Source organism: Kitasatospora sp. NPDC004799 (genome assembly GCF_040609095.1).
Classification (GTDB): domain Bacteria; phylum Actinomycetota; class Actinomycetes; order Streptomycetales; family Streptomycetaceae; genus Kitasatospora.
Map to the genome: position 1 here is coordinate 1 of NZ_JBEXJK010000120.1, position 20502 is coordinate 20502.

At 73.6% G+C, this 20502-nt stretch carries 4 protein-coding genes; 1 reads left to right on the forward strand and 3 read right to left on the reverse strand.

Annotated elements, in window-relative coordinates; translation table 11 throughout:
• On the forward strand, positions 1-1929 hold a 1929-nt coding region (locus ABZW03_RS17575; protein ID WP_355258387.1), incomplete at its 5' end, for an amino acid adenylation domain-containing protein.
• A gap of 22 nt (positions 1930-1951) precedes the next feature.
• On the opposite strand, the gene ABZW03_RS17580 is transcribed toward ABZW03_RS17575, so the two are convergent.
• The 3 genes from ABZW03_RS17580 to ABZW03_RS17590 form a co-directional block, all read right to left on the reverse strand.
• Positions 1952-2317, reverse strand: a complete 366-nt coding sequence (locus ABZW03_RS17580) for a nuclear transport factor 2 family protein (protein WP_355258389.1) — start codon at positions 2315-2317, stop codon at positions 1952-1954.
• A 2-nt stretch (positions 2318-2319) separates the two neighbouring features.
• Entirely contained in the window at positions 2320-2523 is a 204-nt protein-coding gene (locus ABZW03_RS17585; protein WP_355258392.1) for an MbtH family protein, read from the reverse strand.
• A 114-nt stretch (positions 2524-2637) separates the two neighbouring features.
• The gene (locus ABZW03_RS17590) at positions 2638-20487 is read right to left on the reverse strand and encodes an amino acid adenylation domain-containing protein (RefSeq protein WP_355258395.1); all 17850 of its coding nucleotides are present in this window, start codon (positions 20485-20487) and stop codon (positions 2638-2640) included.
• Positions 20488-20502: the final 15 nt, after the last annotated feature.

Here is a 20502-nt window from a genome sequence, read left to right on the forward strand (position 1 = left end):
GCGGCCTACAGCCCCGCGGCCTACCGCCCCGCGGCCGACAGGCCCGCGGCCGACAGGCCCGGGCCGGAGCGGCGGGCCTCGCCGGACACCATCGACGGGCGGATCGCGGAGCTGGCCCGCCGGCGGCCGGACGCCGTCGCGGTGACCGACGACGAGACCGGTCTGACGTACCGCCTGCTGGACGACCGGGCGGAGCGGGTGGCCGCCGGTCTGCGCTCCCTCGGGGTGAGCGGCGCACGGGTGGGGGTGTGCCTGGAGCAGGACACCACGCTCGTCACCACCCTGCTGGGCGTGCTGAAGGCCGGCTGCGCCTACGTCCCGATGGACATCCGGTACCCCGAGGAGCGGCTGCGCTACACCGCGACCGACGCCGGGGTGCCGATCGTCATCGGGGACCCGGCACGCTTCCCCCGGATCGAGGGGGTGACCGTGGTCTCCCCCAAGGAGCTCCTGGACGCACCGGAGCCCACGGCCGCGCCGGAGCCCACGGGCACCGGCGAGCCCGGCGCGGAGACGTCCGCCTACGTCATCTACACCTCGGGATCCACCGGCCGCCCCAAGGGCGTCGTGGTCCCCCACCGCAACGTGCTGGCCCTGGTCGGCGCGACCTCCGCGGACCTCGGTCTCGGACCGGACGACGTGTGGACGTTCTTCCACTCCAGCGCCTTCGACTTCTCCGTGTGGGAGATCTGGGGCTGCCTGCTCACCGGGGGCCGGCTGGTCGTCGTACCGCACTGGGCGGCCCGTGACCCGGACGAGTTCCACGAGCTGCTGGCCCGGCGGCGGGTGACCGTCCTCAGCCAGACCCCGTCCGCGTTCTCCCAGCTCATCGAGGCCGACATCCGGTCGGCGCCGGCCGCACCGCTCGCCCTGCGGCTGGTCGTCTTCGGCGGCGAACCGCTGAACACGGCGATGCTGGAGCGCTGGTTCGCCCGCCACTCCCCCGCCGAGTGCCGGCTGGTCAACATGTACGGCATCACGGAGACGACCGTCCACGTCACCGCGCAGGAGGTGACCCCGCACCAGGTCCTGGACCGGTCCCGGTCCGTGGGCCGGGCGCTGCCCGGCTGGTGGGTGTCGGTCCGGGACGAGCACGGCCATGTCCTGCCGCCGGGGCCCGCCGGTGAGATCTACGTGGGCGGCGCCGGGGTGGCCGACGGCTACCTCGGCCGTCCCGAGCTGACGGCGGCCCGCTTCCTCGACGACCCGGTGACCGGGGAGCGCGTCTACCGCAGCGGCGACCGGGGCCGGCTGAGGCCGGACGGCCGGCTCGACCACCTCGGCCGGCTGGACAACCAGGTGAAGGTGCGGGGCCACCGGATCGAGCTGGACGAGATCAAGTCGGTCCTGGTCTCGGCCCCCGGGGTCGCCGACGCGGCGGTCGTCTTCCGGGAGGGCGAGGCGGGGGACCCGGCCCGCGCCCGCATCGACGCCTACGCGGTGCTCCGGGACGGCGGCTCGGTGGAGGAGGTGTGGCGGACGGCCCGCCGTCTGCTGCCGAGCCACATGCTCCCGGCCGCCCTCACCGAGGTGCCCGGCATCCCGCTGACCGTCAACGGCAAGCCGGACCTCTCCCGGCTCCCGGCCCCCTCGCCCCTCCCCGTCCCCGCTCCGGCGCCGACCGCGGCCCCGGCCCCGGTCCCCCACACGGACACGGACGCGGACCGGGACGGCGCTGCGGCGGACCCGGAGGCGAAGGGCGACCTCGGGGCCGAGATCCTCGCCGTGTGGTCCGGTCTGCTGGGCGTCGACGTGGAGCCCGACGGCAACTTCTTCGAACTCGGCGGCAACTCCCTCCTGGTCGTCCGCATGCTGTCGGACCTGCGGCAACGGGGGCTGCCCAAGGTGACACCCCGCGAGTTCTACGGGAACTCGACGGCGCGGGCCTTCGTGGACCTGGTCCTCGGCCGCGCCGACGAGACCCCGTAGCGGCACTCGCACCGAGGGGTCGTCACACCAAGGGGGCGAAGAAGTACGTGACGCGGTGGGCGAAGAGGCCGTTGCCGTCCGTCCGGAAGAAGTCGGCGAACCGCAGGCTCACCGCGTCACCCCCCTTGAGCGTTCCGGTGAAACTGCCGCGCACCGCGGCCTCCTGCCCGGACGCCAGCAGCTCGTCGACCGTGTGCCTACCGGCGGCGATGACCCGCTCCCCCCGGTAGAAGGCGGTCAGCTCGCCCCGTCCCACCAACGGCTGGTAGCCCGGCCGTTCGTAGGTCGCGTCGGTGGTGAAGAGTTCCACCAGTTCGTCGAAGCGGTTGGCGTCGACCAGCGAGTAGTAGCGGTGGACCGCGTCCTGGATCTGTGGGGCTCCGGTCATGGCTACATGCTCCTCGCGAGGCTGAGCGGCCGCATGTCGGTCCACTCCCGGTCGATGTACTCCAGGCAGGTGTCGCGGGTGTCCTCGGCGTGGGCGACCGCCCAGCCCCCGGGCACCGCGAGGGAGGCCGGCCACAGGGAGTGCTGCCCCTCGTCGTTGACGAGCACGAGGTAGGCGGCGTCCGGATCGTCGAACGGGTTCGTCATGCGATGTCCTCATCTCGGTGTCTACGGAATCTCCGCGTGTGCGGAATCCCTGTGTCTGCGGAATCCCTGTGTCCACGGATCCGCAGAGCCGTGGATCCACGGCTCCGACGCGACTCAGGAGAGCCGGCGCATCCTCTCCGCGAGGAGCGGCCCGATGACCCGCAGCGCCTCCGGGCCGGCCATGTCGGCGTGGCCGCAGTCGACCGTGCGGTGCTCGAGCGGGCCGTCGATGTACGGGGCCCACATCTCCGGGGTGACCAGGCCGGACGGGTCCTTCCGGGTGGCCGCGAACACGAGGGCCTCCGTCGCCACCGGCGTGTGCCGGTGGGCCGGGCTGATCCGGATGTCGTTGGCCATGACCCGGAGGACGTCGGCGATCCGCTCCTCGGTGAAGTCGGCCACGGCCGCGTCGTGGCGACGGGCCAGTTCCGTGAACCGCTCGTAGGTGATCGGCTCCTCGTCGCCGACGGGCACCCCGAACGCCGTCAGCAGCGTCCGGTGCACCATGGACGTGTCGAGCGCCGCCTCCTCGGCGAGTTCCTCGGCGGTCCTGGGCCGCGCGGGCTGCGCGTCGAGGATGACCAGGAACGGGACGTCGAACCCGCGCTCCCGCAGCCGGGCCGCCATGGCGTGGGCGACCACCCCGCCGAACGACCAGCCCAGCAGCGGGAAGGGGCCCTCGGGCCGCAGCCGGAGGAGCTCGGCGACGTAGTCGTCGGCGATCTCCTCGACGCTGCCCGGGAGGTCGTCCGGCTCGGACAGTCCGCGGGCCTGGAGGCCGTAGAGGGGCACCTCCGCGGGCAGGTGGCGCAGCAGTCCGGCGTACGACCAGCTCAGGCCGCCGCCCGGGTGGACGCAGAACAGCGGCACGCCCTCGGGACGGGGCCGCAGCGGCAGGACGACACCGAAGGCGTCGGCCGAGCCGTCGTGGTCCGCCTCCAGGCGGCGGGCGAGCCCGGCCGCGCTGGACGTCTCGAACAGCGCCCGCAGGGGCAGCTCCACGCCCAGCACGTCCCGGATCCGGCCGATCAGCCGGGTGGCGAGCAGGGAGTGGCCGCCCAGGTCGAAGAACCCGTCGTCCACTCCGACCCGCTCCACCCCGAGGACGTCGGCGAACAGCTCGGCCAGCACCGCCTCCTGGGGGGTGGCGGGCCCGCGTCCGGCGGCGGCGCCCTGGTCCGGGGCCGGCAGGGCACGGCGGTCGAGCTTGCCGTTGGGGGTCAGCGGCAGGCCGGCCAGGGTGAGCACGGCCGACGGCACCATGTACTCGGGCAGCCGCAGGCGCAGGGCGTCCCGCAGGTCGCGGCGCTCGGCGAGGTGCGGCGCGTCGGCCGCCCCGTCGGGCACCACGTAGGCGACCAGCCGCTGGTCCCCCGGCCGGTCCTCCCGGACCACCACCACGGCGTGCGCCACTCCGGGCTGTTCCCGGAGCAGGACCTCGATCTCGCCGGGTTCGATCCGGAAGCCGCGGATCTTGACCTGCTGGTCGGCCCGGCCGGCGAACTCCAGCAGGCCGTCCCGGTTCCAGCGCACCAGGTCACCGGTGCGGTACATCCGGGTACCGGCCGGGCCGTACGGGTCCGCGACGAAGCGCTGGGCGCTCAGCCCCGGCTGCCCCAGGTACCCGCGCGCCACGCCGGCGCCGGCGATGTACAGCTCGCCCACCACGCCGGGCGGCACCAGGCCGAGGCGCTCGTCGAGGACGTGGACCCGCGTGTTGGCGATCGGCGTCCCGATGGGCGTGCGCTCCGGTGTCGCACCGGAGCCGATCACGGCCGAGGTGGACCAGATGGTGGTCTCGGTCGGTCCGTACAGGTTGACCACCTCGGCGGCGCGGGCCGCGAGGGTCCGCGCGAGGTCCGGCGGGAGCGCCTCGCCGCCCACCAGGACCCGGAGCCCGTCGAGGCACTGCGGCTGCTCGTCGGCGAGCGCGCGCCACAGCGTGGGGGTCGCCTGCATGACGGTGGCGCCGGTGGACCGGAGCAGACCGGCGAGCGCGGCGGGCGTGCGGGCCGTGTCGCGGTCGGCGAGCACGAGCGTGGCCCCCCTGGTCAGCGGCAGGCAGATCTCCAGCACGGAGATGTCGAACCCGACGGTGGTCACGCCCACCCAGCGGTCCTCGGCGGTCAGCGGGAAGCGCTCGGCCATGTCGGCGAGGAAGTTCGACAGTGCCCCGTGCTCCACGACCACGCCCTTGGGCGCGCCCGTGGATCCGGAGGTGTACAGGACGTAGGCCGGGTCCGCGGCACGGGCGACCGGCTCCGGGTCGGTGTCCGGGCACAGGGCCAGGGCGGCCGCGGTGTCCGGGGCGTCGGTGACCACCGTCGCCGAGGACGGACGCTCCGCGAGAGCCCCCGCTCCGACGCCCGTGGCGACGGCCTCGCTGGTGAGCAGGAGCGCCGGCGCGGCCTCGGTGAGGATGTGCGTCACCCGGGCGCTCGGGAACTCGGGGTCGACCGGCAGGTAGGCCGCACCCGTCTTGAGGACGCCGAGGATCGCCGCGATCAGGTCGGCCGACCGCTCGTACATCAGCGCCACCGTGTCGCCCGGTCGGACGCCCTGGGCGAGGAGCCAGTGGGCGACCCGGTTGGCCCGGGCATTGAGCTGCGCGTAGCTCGACCGCACGGCCCCGGCGACCAGGGCCGTCGCCTCGGGCGTCCGCGCCGCCTGCGCGGCGAACAGCTCCGGCACGGTCGTCGCCGGCACCTCACGGGCGGTGTCGTTCCAGCCCGCCAGGACCTGCCGGCGCTCCTCGGGGGTGAGGATGTCGGCCCGGCCGACCGGCAGCTCGGGCCGCGCGGTCAGCTCCTTCAGCAGCCGGACCCACCGGTCGAGGAACAGCTCCACGGTGGCCCGGTCGAACAGGTCCGTCGCGAACTCCGCGACCCCGCGCACCCCGTGACCGGACTCCTCGACGAGGCTGAGCGTCAGGTCGACCCGGGACACGCCCGTGCCCACCGGCTCCTCGGCCACCTCCAGGCCCGGCAGCGCGAATCCCGCACGCTCGGTGTTCTGCAGGGCCAGCATCACCTGGAACAGCGGGTGCCGCGCCGCCGACCGCCGCGGGTTCAACTCCTCCACCAGGTACTCGAACGGCACGTCCTGATGCGCCAGCGCACCGAGCCCCGCCTCCCGTACCCGGCCCACCAGTTCCACGAAGGACGGGTCACCCGACACGTCCGTCCGCAGCACCAGCGTGTTCACGAAGAACCCGACCAGGTCGTTCAACGCCTCGTCCGAACGACCCGCGACGGGAGAACCGATCGGGACGTCCTCACCCGCCCCGAGCCGGGACAGCAGCACGGCCAACGACGCCTGCAACACCATGAACATCGTGGCGTTCGACGACCGCGCGAGCTCGCTCAGCGCACCGTGCAGCTCCGGATCGATGACGAACGAGGTCGTCTCGCCCGCGTAGGAGGCCACGGCCGGCCTCGGACGGTCGGCGGGGAGGCTGACCTCCTCCGGGAGGCCCGCCAACTGGCCGCGCCAGTAGGCGATCTGCCCCTCACGCACCTCGTCCAGGACCTCGCGCTGCCACAGCGTGTAGTCCGCGTACTGCACCGGCAGCGGCTCCCATTCCGGCGCCGCACCCTCCAACCGGGCCGCGTACGCCTCCGCCAGACCGCCGGCGAACGGCACCAACGACCAGCCGTCACCGGCGATGTGGTGCAACACCACCAGCAGCACGTGCTCCTGCGGACCCGCGGCGAACAGCCACGCCCGCACCGGGATCTCCGCCGCCAGATCGAAGGCGTACCGGGCTGCACCGGCCAACGCCTCGCCCAGTCCGTCGGGCTCGACCTCCACCGTCTCCAGCGGAACCGACACCTCACTCAGCACCCGCTGGCACGGCTCGCCGTCCACCTCCGCGAACACCGTCCGCAGCGACTCGTGCCGGCCCACCACATCGTCCAGCGCCGCCGCCAACGCGGCCCGGTCCAACACACCCGACAACCGCAGCGCCAACGGCATGTTGTACGTCGCCGACGGACCCTCCAAGCGGTGCAGGAACCACAGGCGCTGCTGCGCGAAGGACAACGGCAACACCTCCGGCCGCACCCCCGCCACCAACTCCGCCCGCACCGCACCACCGGAAGCCAACCGCTCGGCCAGCCCCGCCACCGTCGGCGACTCGAACACCGTACGCAGTGGCAGCTCCACGCCCAGCACCGAGCGCACCCGGCTGACCAGCCGCGTCGCCATCAACGAGTGGCCGCCCAGACCGAAGAACCCGTCGTCGATCCCGACCCGGTCGACCCCCAGCACCTCCGCGAACAGACCGCAGAGGATCTCCTCCTGCGGCGACCGCGAGGTCCGCATCGACTGCGGCGTGTGGTCGGGGTCGGGCAGGGCGTCCCGGTCGAGCGCACCGTCCGCCGTCAGCGGGAGGGCGGGAACGGGCATGATCACAGCGGGCAGCCGGTGCTCCGGCAGCCGGTGCTTCAGGTCCTCGTGCACACGCGACACGGAGAACTGGTTCATGACGAGCGGCACCACGTAGGCGACCGACCGCGCCGTCTCCCCGTCCACCACCACGGTGGCCTCGGCGACGCCGGGCAGCGTCCGCAGCACGGCTTCGAGCTCCAGGGCGGCCGCCTGCGGGTCTGCGGGGCCGACGAGTTCCAGGTGCCCGTCGCCGATCCGGCGGCGGGCCAGCTCGCCCGTGCGGTACATCCGCGCGTCCGGCGTGCCGAACGGGTCCGGCACCCAGCGCTCCGGGTCGGTGCCGGCCAGGTCGCTCTCCGCGCCCCTGGCGTACAGCTCGCCCACGACACCCCGCGGCACGAGCCGCAGGTTCCGGTCCAGGACGTAGTCCAGCCGCGACAGTTCGCGGTGTTCGTCGGAGGTGAGGATGTCGGCCCGGCCGACCGGCAGCTCGGGCCGCGCGGTCAGCTGCTCCAGCAGCCGGACCCAGCGGTCGAGGAACAGCTCGACGGTGGACCGGTCGAACAGGTCCGTCGCGAACTCCGCGACTCCGCGCACCCCGCCGCTCTCGGGCTCCTCCGCCAGGCTGAGCGTCAGGTCGACCCGGGACACGCCCGTGCCCACCGGCTCCTCGGCCGCCTCCAGACCCGGCAGCGCGAAACGCGCCCGCTCGGTGTTCTGCAGCGCCAGCATCACCTGGAACAGCGGGTGCCGCGCCGCCGAACGCCGCGGGTTCAACTCCTCCACCAGGTACTCGAACGGCACGTCCTGATGCGCCAGCGCACCGAGCCCCGCCTCCCGTGCCCGGCCCACCAGTTCGGCGAAGGACGGGTCACCCGACACGTCCGTGCGCAGCACCAGCGTGTTCACGAAGAACCCGACCAGGTCGTTCAGCGCCTCGTCCGAACGCCCCGCGACGGGAGAACCGATCGCCACGTCCTCGCCCGCGCCGAGTCGGGACAGCAGCACGGCCAACGAAGCCTGCAGGACCATGAACATCGTGGCGTTCGACGACCGCGCGAGGTCACCCAGTGCGCGGTGCAGGTCCGGGCGCAGCTCGAACGAGGTCATGTCGCCCGCGTACGAGGCCACGGCCGGCCTCGGACGGTCTGCGGGGAGGCTGACCTCCTCCGGGAGGCCCGCCAACTGGCCGCGCCAGTAAGCGATCTGCCCCTCACGTACCTCGTCCAGGAGCTCACGCTGCCACAGCGTGTAGTCCGCGTACTGCACCGGCAGCGGCTCCCACTCCGGCGCCGCACCCTCCAACCGGGCCGCGTACGCCTCGGCCAGATCACGGGCCAACGGCACCAACGACCACCCGTCACCCGCGATGTGGTGCAACACGACCAGCAGCACGTGCTCGGTCGGGCCGGTGCTGAACAGCCAGGAACGGACGGGCACTTCGGCCGACAGGTCGAAGGCGTACCGGGCCGCACCGGCCAACGCCTCGCCCAGTCCGTCGGGCTCGACCTCCACCGTCTCCAGCGGAACCGACACCCCGCTCAACACCCGCTGGCACGGCTCGCCGTCCACCTCCGCGAACACCGTCCGCAACGACTCGTGCCGCCCCACCACATCGTCCAACGCGGCCGCCAACGCGGCCCGGTCCAACACACCCGACAACCGCAGCCCCAACGGCATGTTGTACGTCGCCGACGGACCCTCCAAGCGGTGCAGGAACCACAGACGCTGCTGAGCGAAGGACAACGGCAACACCTCCGGCCGCACCCCCGCCACCAACTCCGCCCGCACCGCACCACCGGAAGCCAACCGCTCGGCCAGCCCCGCCACCGTCGGCGCCTCGAACACCGCACGCAGCGGCAGCTCCACGCCCAGCACCGAGCGCACCCGGCTCACCAGCCGCGTCGCCAGCAGCGAATGGCCACCGAGGTCGAAGAAGTCGTCGTCGATCCCGACCCGGTCGACCCCCAACGCCTCCGCGAACACCTCGCACAGCGCCACCTCGCGCGCCGAACGAGGCCCCCGGCCCCCCTCCGACACCAGCGCACCGAAGTCGGGCACCGGCAACGCGGCCCGGTCCACCTTCCCGTTCGGCGTCAGGGGAAGCCGGTCCAGGGGGACGACGGCCGCCGGGATCATGTGCTCCGGCAGAGTGGTCCGCAGGTGTTCCCGGAGCTGCCGGGTGTCGATCCCGGCGTCCTGCCCCGGCACCGCGTACGCCACCAGGTTGTTCTCCCGGGCGACGACGAGGGCCTGGCGGACCGCCGGATGGGCGGTGAGAGCCGCCTCGATCTCGGCCGGCTCGATCCGGAAGCCCCGGATCTTGACCTGCTGGTCGGCCCGGCCGAGGAACTGGAGGACCCCGTCGGCCGTCCAGCGGGCGAGGTCGCCCGTGCGGTACATGCGCTCGCCGGGCGCGCCGTACGGGTTCGCCACGAACCGCTCGGCCGTCACTCCCGGCCGCCGCAGGTAGCCGTCCGCCAGCTGCACTCCGGCGAGGTACAGCTCGCCGGGAGCGCCGGGAGCCACCGGCTGGAGCGCCGCGTCGAGCACGTACAGGCGGGTGTTCCAGACCGGCCGGCCGATGGGGACGACGCCCGAGTCGGCGACGCTGTGCCAGGAGGTGACGTCCACCGCGGCCTCGGTCGGCCCGTAGAGGTTGTGCAGTTCCGCGTCGGGCAGCGTGTCGTGGAACCGCGCGGCCAGGTCCGCCGGCAGGGCCTCGCCGCTGCACAGCACCCGGGTCAGGCCGGTGCAGTGCGCGGAGGACCCGTCGGCGAGGAACGCCTCCAGCATGGACGGCACGAAGTGGACGGTGGTGACACCCTCCGCCTGGATCAGCCGGGTCAGGTACGCCGGGTCCTTGTGGCCTCCGGGCTCCGCGACCACGAGCGTGGAGCCGGTGATGAGCGGCCAGAAGAACTCCCACACGGAGACGTCGAAGCTCGCCGGTGTCTTCTGGAGGACCCGGTCGTCCGGGCCGAGCCCGTACTCGTCCTGCATCCACCGGAGCCGGTTGACGATGGCCCGCTGCGGGACGACGACGCCCTTGGGGCGCCCGGTGGAGCCCGAGGTGTAGATCACGTACGCGGGAAGGGCGGGGTCCGGGGCGACGGCCGGTTCGGTGGCTTCGCCCTCCTCCCCGTCGAGCAGCCCGCTGATCAGGTCGAGGTCGTCGACCAGGTACGCGGGCTCCGCGTCACGGCGCATGAATTCGATGCGCTCCGCCGGGTAGTCCAGGTCCAACGGCAGGTACGCGGCACCGGCCTTGTGCGTGGCCAGCAGCACGGTGACCAGTTCGACCGACCTCGGCAGCGCCACGGCCACCGTGTCGCCCGGCCGGACGCCCTGGGCGATGAGCCAGTGGGCGACCCGGTTGGCCCGGGCATTGAGCTGCGCGTAGCTCAACCGCGTGGCCCCGGCGACCAGGGCCGTCGCCTCGGGCGTCCGCGCCGCCTGCGCGGCGAACAGCTCCGGCAGGGTCGTCGCCGGCACCTCACGGGCGGTGTCGTTCCACCCCACCAGGACCTGCTGCCGCTCCTCGGGGGTGAGGATGTCGGCCCGGCCGACCGGCAGCTCAGGACGCGCGGTCAGCTCCCTCAGCAGCCGGACCCAGCGGTCGAGGAACAACTCGACGGTGGCCCGGTCGAACAGGTCCGTCGCGAACTCCGCGACCCCGCGCACCCCGCCGCCGTCGGGCTCCTCCGCCAGGCTGAGCGTCAGGTCCATCCGGGAGACACCCGTGCCCACCGGCTCCGCCGACACCTCCAGACCCGGCAGCGCGAAACGCGCCCGCTCGGTGTTCTGCAGCGCCAGCATCACCTGGAACAGCGGATGACGCGCCGCCGAACGCCGCGGGTTCAACTCCTCCACCAGGTACTCGAACGGCACGTCCTGATGCGCCAGCGCACCGAGCCCCGCCTCCCGCACCCGGCCCACCAGCTCCACGAACGACGGGTCACCCGACACGTCCGTCCGCAGCACCAGCGTGTTCACGAAGAACCCGACCAGATCGTTCAGCGCCTCGTCCGAACGCCCCGCCACCGGCGAACCGATCGCCACGTCCTCACCCGCCCCGAGCCGAGACAGCAGCACGGCCAACGAAGCCTGCAGCACCATGAACATCGTGGCGTTCGACGACCGCGCGAGCTCGCTCAGCGCACCGTGCAGCTCCGGATCGAGGACGAAGTCCGTCATGTCACCGGCGTAGGAGGCCACGGCCGGCCGAACGCGGTCGGCGGGCAGGCTCACCTCCTGCGGGAGATCCGCCAACTGGCCGCGCCAGTAGGCGATCTGCCCCTCACGCACCTCGTCCAGAAGCTCACGCTGCCACAGCGTGTAGTCCGCGTACTGCACCGGCAGCGGCTCCCAACCCGGCGCCGCACCCTCCAACCGGGCCGCGTACGCCTCGGCCAGATCACGGGCCAACGGCACCATGGACCAGCCGTCACCCGCGATGTGGTGCAGCACCACCAGCAGCACGTGCTCGGTCGGGCCGGTGCTGAACAGCCAGGAACGGACGGGTACTTCGGCCGACAGGTCGAAGGCGTACCGGGCAGCACCGGCCAACGCCTCGCGCAGTCCGTCGGGCTCGACCTCCACCGTCTCCAGCGGAGCCGACACCCCGCTCAGCACCCGCTGGCACGGCTCGCCGTCCACCTCCGCGAACACCGTCCGCAACGACTCGTGCCGACCCACCACATCGTCCAACGCCGCCGCCAACGCACCACGGTCCAGCACACCCGACAACCGCAGCCCCAACGGCATGTTGTACGTCGCCGACGGACCCTCCAACCGGTGCAGGAACCACAGCCGCTGCTGCGCGAAGGACAACGGCAACACCTCCGGCCGCACCCCCGCCACCAACTCCGCCCGCACCGCACCACCGGAAACCAACCGCTCGGCCAGACCCGCCACCGTCGGCGCCTCGAACACCGCACGCACCGAGAGCTCGGCACCCAACCGCTCACGGACCCGGCCCATCAACCGCATCACCAGGAGCGAGTGGCCGCCCAGGTCGAAGAAGTCGTCGTCGATCCCGACCCGGTCGACCCCCAGCACCTCCGCGAACACCTCGCACAGCGCCACCTCGCGCGCCGAACGAGGCCCCCGGCCGCCCTCCGACACCAGCGCACCGAAGTCGGGCACCGGCAACGCGGCCCGGTCCACCTTCCCGTTCGGCGTCAGGGGTATCGCGGGAACAGCCGTGATCAGGGAGGGAACCATGTACTCCGGGAGCTGCCCGCGCAGTTCCTCGGCGACCGCGGACGGGTCGAACGCGGTGCCGGGCTCGGTCACCACGTACGCGACGAGACGGACATCGCCTTCCCGGACGGTGTGGACGAGGACGGTGGCGTGGGTCACCCCGGTGCACCGCCGCAGCGCCGACTCGATCCCGCCCGGCTCGATCCGGAAGCCGCGGATCTTGACCTGCTGGTCGGCCCGGCCGGCGAACTCCAGCAGGCCGTCGCGGTTCCAGCGGGCCAGGTCGCCCGTGCGGTACATGCGCTCGCCGGGTGCGCCGTACGGGTTCGCCACGAAGCGCTGGGCGCTCAGCCCCGGCTGCCCCAGGTACCCGCGTGCCATACCGGCGCCGGCGACGTACAGCTCGCCCACCACACCGGGCGGCACCAGGCCGAGGTGCTCGTCGAGGACGTACACCCGCTTGTTGGTGATCGGCCGGCCGATCGGCAGGGACGGCTCCGGGTCGTGGCCGGGCGGCATCTCGTGCAGGGTGGCGAAGGTGGTGGTCTCGCCCGGTCCGTAGCCGTTCACCACGGTGAGGTCCGGGCAGGCCGCCATGACGCGTCGCACCGGGTCCTGCGGGACGACCTCACCGCCGGTGAAGACCTGGCGGACGGACGCGAAGCAGTCGGGCCGGTCCTCCGCCATCGCCTTGAACAGTCCCGCGGTGATCCACAGGGAGGTGACGCCGTGGTCGCGGATGATGTCCCGCAGATGCGGTCCGTCGAGCGGCACATCGGGGGCGATCACGACCCGGCCGCCGAGCAGCAGGGGCATCCACAGCTCGAACGGCAGGGCATCCCAGGCGGTCGGCGAGTGGAGCAGCACCCGCGCGGGGTACCGGCCGACCGCGGGGTCGTCGGCCAGGGAGGTGATGTCGGCGTGGGTGAGCCCGATGCCCTTCGGGGTGCCGCTGGATCCGGACGTGTAGATGATGCAGGCCAGCTGGTCGGGGTCGGGGAGCACCCCGGGGCCGCCGACGGGCCGGGCGGACGGGGACGGGGCCGTGGACGGCAGGTGCGCGGCGCCGTCCTGGATCAGCAGGACCTGGTCCTCGGGCACGAAGGCCGGGACGCGGGTCGGCGCGTCGGCCAGCAGCAGGTTGACGTCGTTGTCCGCCCACATCCTGCGGACCTGGCTCTCCGGGTAGCGCGCGTCGAGCGACAGGTACATACCGCCCGCCTTGACCACGGCCAGCACCGCGACCACGAAGCCGATCGACCGCGGCATGGCGACGGCCACCAGACGTTCCGCGCCGACACCACGGGCGATCAGCTCCTCGGCGAGGCGGTCGGCCCGCTCGTCGAGTTCGGCGTACGTGAGCCGGGTGCCGTCGGCGACGACCGCGACGGCGTCCGGGACCCGCTCGACCTGCGCGCGGAAGGCCGTGACCAGGCTGCGCGCCGGCAGCTCCGTGTCGGTCCGGCGCGCCAGGAGCTGCTGCCGCTCCTCGGGGGTGAGGATGTCGGCCCGGCCGACCGGCAGCTCGGGCCGCGCGGTCAGCTGCTCCAGCAGCCGGCTCCAGCGGTTCAGGAACAGCTCGACGGTGGCCCGGTCGAACAGGTCCGTCGCGAACTCCGCGACCCCGCGCACCCCGCCGCTCTCGGGCTCCTCCGCCAGGCTGAGCGTCAGGTCGACCCGGGAGACACCCGTGCCCACCGGCTCCGCCGACACCTCCAGACCCGGCAGCGCGAAACGCGCCCGCTCGGTGTTCTGCAGCGCCAGCATCACCTGGAACAGCGGGTGCCGCGCCGCCGAACGCCGCGGGTTGAGCTCCTCCACCAGGTACTCGAACGGCACGTCCTGGTGCGCCAGCGCACCGAGTCCTGCCTCCCGTGCCCGGCCCACCAGTTCGGCGAAGGACGGGTCACCCGACACGTCCGTGCGCAGCACCAGCGTGTTCACGAAGAACCCGACCAGGTCGTTCAAGGCCTCGTCCGAACGCCCCGCGACGGGGGAACCGATCGGGACGTCCTCACCCGCCCCGAGCCGGGACAGCAGCACGGCCAACGACGCCTGCAACACCATGAACAACGTGGCGTCGTGGGCACGCGCCACCTCACCGACGGCACGGTGCAGCTCCGGGCCCAGCTCGAACTCCAGCATGTCGCCCGCGTAGGAGGCCACGGCCGGCCTCGGACGGTCGACAGGGAGGCTCACCTCCTCCGGAAGGCCGGCCAACTGGCCGCGCCAGTAAGCGATCTGCCCCTCACGCACCTCGTCCAGGAGCTCACGCTGCCACAGCGTGTAGTCCGCGTACTGCACCGGCAGCGGCTCCCACTCCGGCGCCGCACCCTCCAACCGGGCCGCGTACGCCTCCGCCAGACCGTCGGCGAACGGCACCAACGACCACCCGTCACCGGCGATGTGGTGCAGCACCACCAGCAGCACGTGCTCCTGCGGACCCGCGGCGAACAGCCACGCCCGCACCGGGATCTCCGCCGCCAGATCGAAGGCGTACCGGGCCGCCCCGGCCATCGCCTCACCCAGCCCGGCGGGCTCGACCTCGACCGTCTCCAGCGGAACCGACACCTCACTCAGCACCCGCTGGCACGGCTCGCCGTCCACCTCCGCGAACACCGTCCGCAGCGACTCGTGCCGCCCCACCACATCGTCCAGCGCCGCCGCCAACGCGGCCCGGTCCAACACACCCGACAACCGCAGCGCCAACGGCATGTTGTACGTCGCCGACGGACCCTCCAGGCGGTGCAGGAACCACAAGCGCTGCTGCGCGAAGGACAGCGGCAACACCTCCGGCCGCACCCCCGCCACCAGCTGCGGGCGCACCGCGCCGCCCGAACCCGACCGCTCGGCCAGCCCGGCCACGGTCGGCGTCTCGAACACCGCACGCAGCGGCAGCTCCACACCCAGCACCGAGCGCACCCGGCTCACCAGCCGCGTCGCCAGCAGCGAATGGCCGCCCAGGTCGAAGAAGTCGTCGTCGATCCCGACCCGGTCGACCCCCAGCACCTCCGCGAACAGACCGCACAGCGCCACCTCGCGCGCCGAACGGGGCTCCCGTACCGACCGCGACGCGTAGTCGGGAGCCGGGAGGGCCCGCCGGTCGAGCTTGCCGCTGGAGGTGAGCGGCATGGCGTCGAGGGCGATGACCGCGGACGGCACCATGTACTCGGGCAACCGCTGCCGCAGGGCGTCCCGCAGCCCCGCCAGGACGCGCCCGGTCGTCCGGGAGCCCAGCGGGTTGTTCACCAGGGCCGACAGCGGCTTGTCCTGGGCGTACGCCGGTCGGTGCACGTCCGTGTAGACGGCGTCCGCGGCTCCGCCGGGCACGAGCACGGCGTCGAGGGCGTCCGGCGCCCCGGGCGACCAGGTGGTCAGGACCTGGCAGCCGTGCCGCTCGCCCCAGGCGTGCAGGGCCTCGGGGTCGACGGCCTCGGGCGCGCTCCCGTCGGCCCGACCCGTGCTCAGGAGGGCGCGGAGCCGGCTCGGCGGCGCCTCGTGCGCGAGTTCCTCCGCCGCCGCGACCTCGCCGGTCAGACGGCTGTTGAGGAGGCCCGTGATCCGGACCGGCCCGGCCCCGGAGCTGACGGCGTCCAGGCCTTCCAGGTCCCGGAGGCCGGTGAGGTCGCGGCCCCAGACGAGTTCCGGGACGTCCGCGAGGGACTCGGGCCGGGCGGTCCCGTCCGCCTTGTGCAGGACGACCTCGTAGCGGTGCCTGGTCAGCTCGTTGTGGTCGGTGCCGCGCTTGAGCCGGATGTCGACGCCGGCCACCGCCTCGGGGTGGCGCCGCGCCCAGACGGTGAAGAAGTCCGGGTCGATGACCAGTTCCTTCTCCATGACCACCGCGTGTTCCACGGCCGCCCTGAGCTGCTCGCCGGTGGTGCCCTCCGCCACGTGGCCGAGGTGGATCCCGGTCTGGAAGGCGCGCAGCGAGCCGCGGTGGCGCACGTCGCCCACGACGATGCGCCCGCCGGGGGCGAGCCGGCCGAGCGCGCCGTCCAGGACCCTGGCCAGGTAGTCGGCGTCGGGGAAGTACTGGATGATCGAGTTGAGGACGACGGTGTCGAAGTACTCGGTCGGGATGTCGTCCATGACGTCGGCGGGCCGGCACAGCAGCCGTACCCGGTCGGCGATCCCCGCGGCCTCGCACTGGGCGGTGAGGCGGTCGATCACGGGCGCGGAGAAGTCGGTCGCCCAGTAGGCCTCGGTCCGGGGGGCGAGCGGGCCGAGGATCAGGCCGGAGCCCACGCCGATCTCGAGGACGCGCCGGGTCGGGCGCTCCGTGATGCGGCTCACCGCGGCGTCGCGCCAGGCGCGCATCTCGTCGAGCGGGATCGGCCCGCCGGTGTAGGAGCTGTTCCAGCCGGTGAAGTCCTGGCCGAGCACGGGGGCTTCCGCCCGGGCACCGCCGTAGACGTCGTCGTAGATCTCGCGCCACTCGTCCACCTGGTCGTCCTCGGCGGCCTCGCCCTCGGGGACGATGTACGCGACGAGCCGCGGGTCGCCGTCGCGGTCCTCGCGGACCACCACCACGGCCTGGGCGACGCCGGCCTGCTCGCGCAGGGCGGCCTCGATCTCGCCGGGTTCGATCCGGAAGCCGCGGACCTTGACCTGCTGGTCGGCCCGGCCCAGGTACTCCAGCTGCCCCTCCGCCGTCCAGCGCGCGATGTCGCCCGTGCGGTACATCCGGGTGCCGGCCGGGCCGAACGGATCGGCCACGAAGCGCTGGGCGGTGAGCCCGGGCTGGTCGAGGTAGCCGCGGGCCAGGCCCGCGCCCGCCAGGTACAGCTCGCCGGGGACGCCCGGGGGCACCGGCCGCAGGCGTCCGTCCAGGACCCGGACCCGGGTGTTGTCGACGGGGCGTCCGATCGGCACGTCACGGCCGGTGAGCGGCCCGCTGATGGCCGCGACCACCGTGGACTCGGTCGGGCCGTAGGCGTTGACCATGCGGCGTCCCGGCGACCAGCTCCGCACCAGGTCGGGGCCGCAGGCCTCGGCGCCCACGATCAGGGTGCGGAATCCGGTGAGCGCCTCGGCGGAGCCGGCCGGCAGGGTGCCGAGCACGGACGGCGGGATGAGCGCGTGGGTGATCCGGCGGTCGGCCAGCACGTCGGCCAGTTCGGCGCCGACGAGCCGGTCCCGGGCGCCCAGGACGAGGGCGGCGCCGGAAGCGAAGGCCATGGTCAGTTCGAGCACGGCCGCGTCGAAGCCGGGCGAGGACAGCTGGAGCACCCGGGAGTCGGGGGTGACCTCGCACTGCCGCAGCAGGGTGCTCGCCAGGCTTCCGAGGCCCTGGTGGGTGACGACGACGCCCTTGGGCACGCCGGTGGAGCCGGAGGTGTGGATGACGTAGGCCGGGTGGCCGGGGTGCAGCGGTACCTCGGGTCCCGGGTCGTGGTCGGGGCAGCCGGCCAGGGCGGCGGCCGTCCCGGGGTCGTCGGTGGCCACGGTCTCGGTGCCGTCGTGCAGGGCGCCGAGGGTGTCGGCGAGCGCCCGGGTGGTCAGGAGCAGCTCCGGGGCGGCGTCGGCCAGGATGCGGCCGGCCCGTTCGGCGAGGTGCTCGGGGTCGAGCGGGACGTAGGCGGCGCCCGCCTTGAGGACGCCGAGGACGGCCGCGATCTGCTCGGGCGAGCGCTCGTGGAGGACGGCCACGTACTGCTCGGGGCCGATGCCCCGGCCGCGCAGCCAGTGGGCGATCCGGTTGGCCCGGGCGTCCAGCTCCCGGTAGGTCAGTTCGACGTCGCCGCAGACCAGGGCCGTCGCCTCGGGGGTGCGGGCGACCTGGGCCGCGAAGAGCGCCGGCAGGCTCGACCCGGCGGTGTCGTCGGTGCGGCCGGTGTTCCACTCGGCGATCCGCGCGTGCTCCCCCGGGGTGAGGACGTCCGCCGCACCGATGGGGGCCGCCGGGTCGCGGACCAGGGCGCGCATGAACTCGGTCCAGCGGTGGATCAGGGCGTCGACGGTGGCGGCGTCGAAGAGCTCGGTGGCGTACTCGACGTAGGCGTCGATGCCGGTGGGCTCGCCGTCCGCGCCATGGCTCTCGGTCAGGCTGAAGAAGAGGTCGAAGCGGGCGGTCCCGGTGCCGACGAGCTCCGGGCGGACGTCGAGTCCGGGCATGCCGAACGTGGCCTGCTCGTTGTTCTGCAGGGTCAGGGCCACCTGGAACAGCGGGTGGTGGGCGGTCGAGCGGTGCGGGTTGATCTCTTCCACCAGGGACTCGAACGGGACGTCCTGGTGGGCGTAGGCCGCGAGGCTGGTCTCCCGGACCCGGCCGAGGAGTTCGGCGAACGACGGGTCGCCCGAGGTGTCCGTGCGCAGCACCAGCATGTTGACGAAGAAGCCCACCAGCCGGTCGAGCGCCTCGTCGGTCCGGCCGGCGATGCCGCTGCCGAGCGGGATGTCGGTGCCGGCGCCGAGCCGGGTCAGCAGGGCGGCGAGGGCGGCCTGCAGGACCATGAAGACGGTGGCGTCGTGGGCGCGGGCCAGTTCGCTCAGCGCGCCGTGCAGGTCCGGGTCGAGCGCGAAGGGGGTCACGTCCCCGGCGTACGAGGCCACGGCGGGCCGGGCACGGTCGGCGGGGAAGCTCACCTCCTCCGGGAGGTCGGCCAACTTCTCGCGCCAGTAGTCCACTTGGCGCCCGAAGAGGCTGTCGGGGTCGTCCGCCTCGCCCAGCAGGTCCCGCTGCCAGAGGGTGTAGTCCGCGTACTGCACCGGCAGCGGCTCCCAGCGCGGCGCCGCACCGTCGAGCCGGGCCGCGTAGGCCTCGGCCAGGTCACGGGCCAGCGGCACCATGGACCACCCGTCGCCCGCGATGTGGTGCAGCACGACGAGCAGCACGTGCTCGGAGGGCCCGGCACTGAACAGCCAGGCCCGGATGGGCACTTCGGTCTCCAGGTCGAAGGTGTACCGGGCCGCCCCGGCCACCTCCCGCCGCAGCTCGCCGGTCTCGACCCGGCGGGTCTCCAGCGGCACCCGGAACTCGGCCAGCACCCGCTGGCTCCGCTCGCCGTCCGCCTCCGCGAACACGGTCCGCAGCGACTCGTGCCGGCCCGCCACGTCGTTCAGCGCGGCGGCGAGCGCCGCCGGGTCCGGTTCCCCGGACATCCACAGCGCGAGCGGCACGTTGTACGTCGCCGACGGGCCCTCCAACTTGTTGAGGAACCAGAGGCGTTGCTGCGCGAACGACAGCGGCAGCACGTCCGGGCGCGCGACCGGCGCGAGCCGGGTGCGCCGCTCCCCGGTCCCGTCACCGAGGCGGAGCGCCAGGGCGTCCGGGCTCGGGTGCTCGAACAGCTCGCGGGGCTGGATCTCGGCCCCGAGGACACCGCGGACGCGGCTGATCAGACGGGTGGCGAGGAGGGACTGCCCGCCCATGTCGAAGAAGCTGTCGCCGGCTGCCACGTGGGTGAGACCGAGCAGTTCGGCGAAGAGTCCGCGGAGGACCTCCTGCCGGGCGTGCGGCTCGTCGGCGCCGAGGATCTCGACGGCGGCGAGGTGGGCGGGCAGGCGGTCGCGGAGTTCCCGCAGCACCTGCGGGGTCGGGCTGGGCAGGACGTAGGCCGTGATCCCGGCCTCGGCCCTCGCCGTCGTCCGCTCCTGATCGCCGGCGCCGTCCACTCCGTCCGCAGCGCCGTCCGCTCCGTCCGCAGCACCGTCGGTGTCGTCCGCGCGGCCGCCGGTTCCGTCGGCGGGACCGTCGGCCCGTACCAGGACCGGGACGGCGTGGGAGACCTCGGGGTGTTCCAGCAGCAGATCGCGCAGCTGGTCGAGCAGCCGGCGGCCCCGCTCGTCCTCCCGGCTGCCGGACAGCAGGCCGGCCAGGGACAGCGGTTCGGCACCGGTGGCAGCGATCCGGCGCGGGCGGCGGACGAGTCGGCGCAGCACGGAGGGCACCGGCTCGGCGGAGCGCTCGCGCAGGCCGAGGGTGTCGAGGCGCACGGGGGCCACCACGGGCCGGTCGGCGCGGAGCGCGAGGTCGAGCAGGTCGAGGGCGCGCGCCGTGGGCAGGGGCAGCACACCGGAGCGCCGGATGCGGTCGAGGTCGCCCTCGTCGAGGCCGGCGGTCATGCCGGACTCCTGCTCCCACAACCCCCACGCCAGCGACAGACCCGGCAGGCCCCGGGCCGACCGCTCCTGCGCCAACGCGTCCAGGAACGCGTTCGCCGCCGCGTAGTTCGCCTGACCGGCACTCCCCACCAGACCCGACACCGACGAATACACCACGAACGCCGCCAACCCCGGGCACCGCTCCCGCGTCACCTCGTGCAACGCCCACGCACCGTCCACCTTTGACCGCAACACCTCCCCCACCGCACCCGCACCCAACGACACCAACACCCCGTCCCGCAGCACACCCGCCACATGGAACACACCCGTCAACGGCCG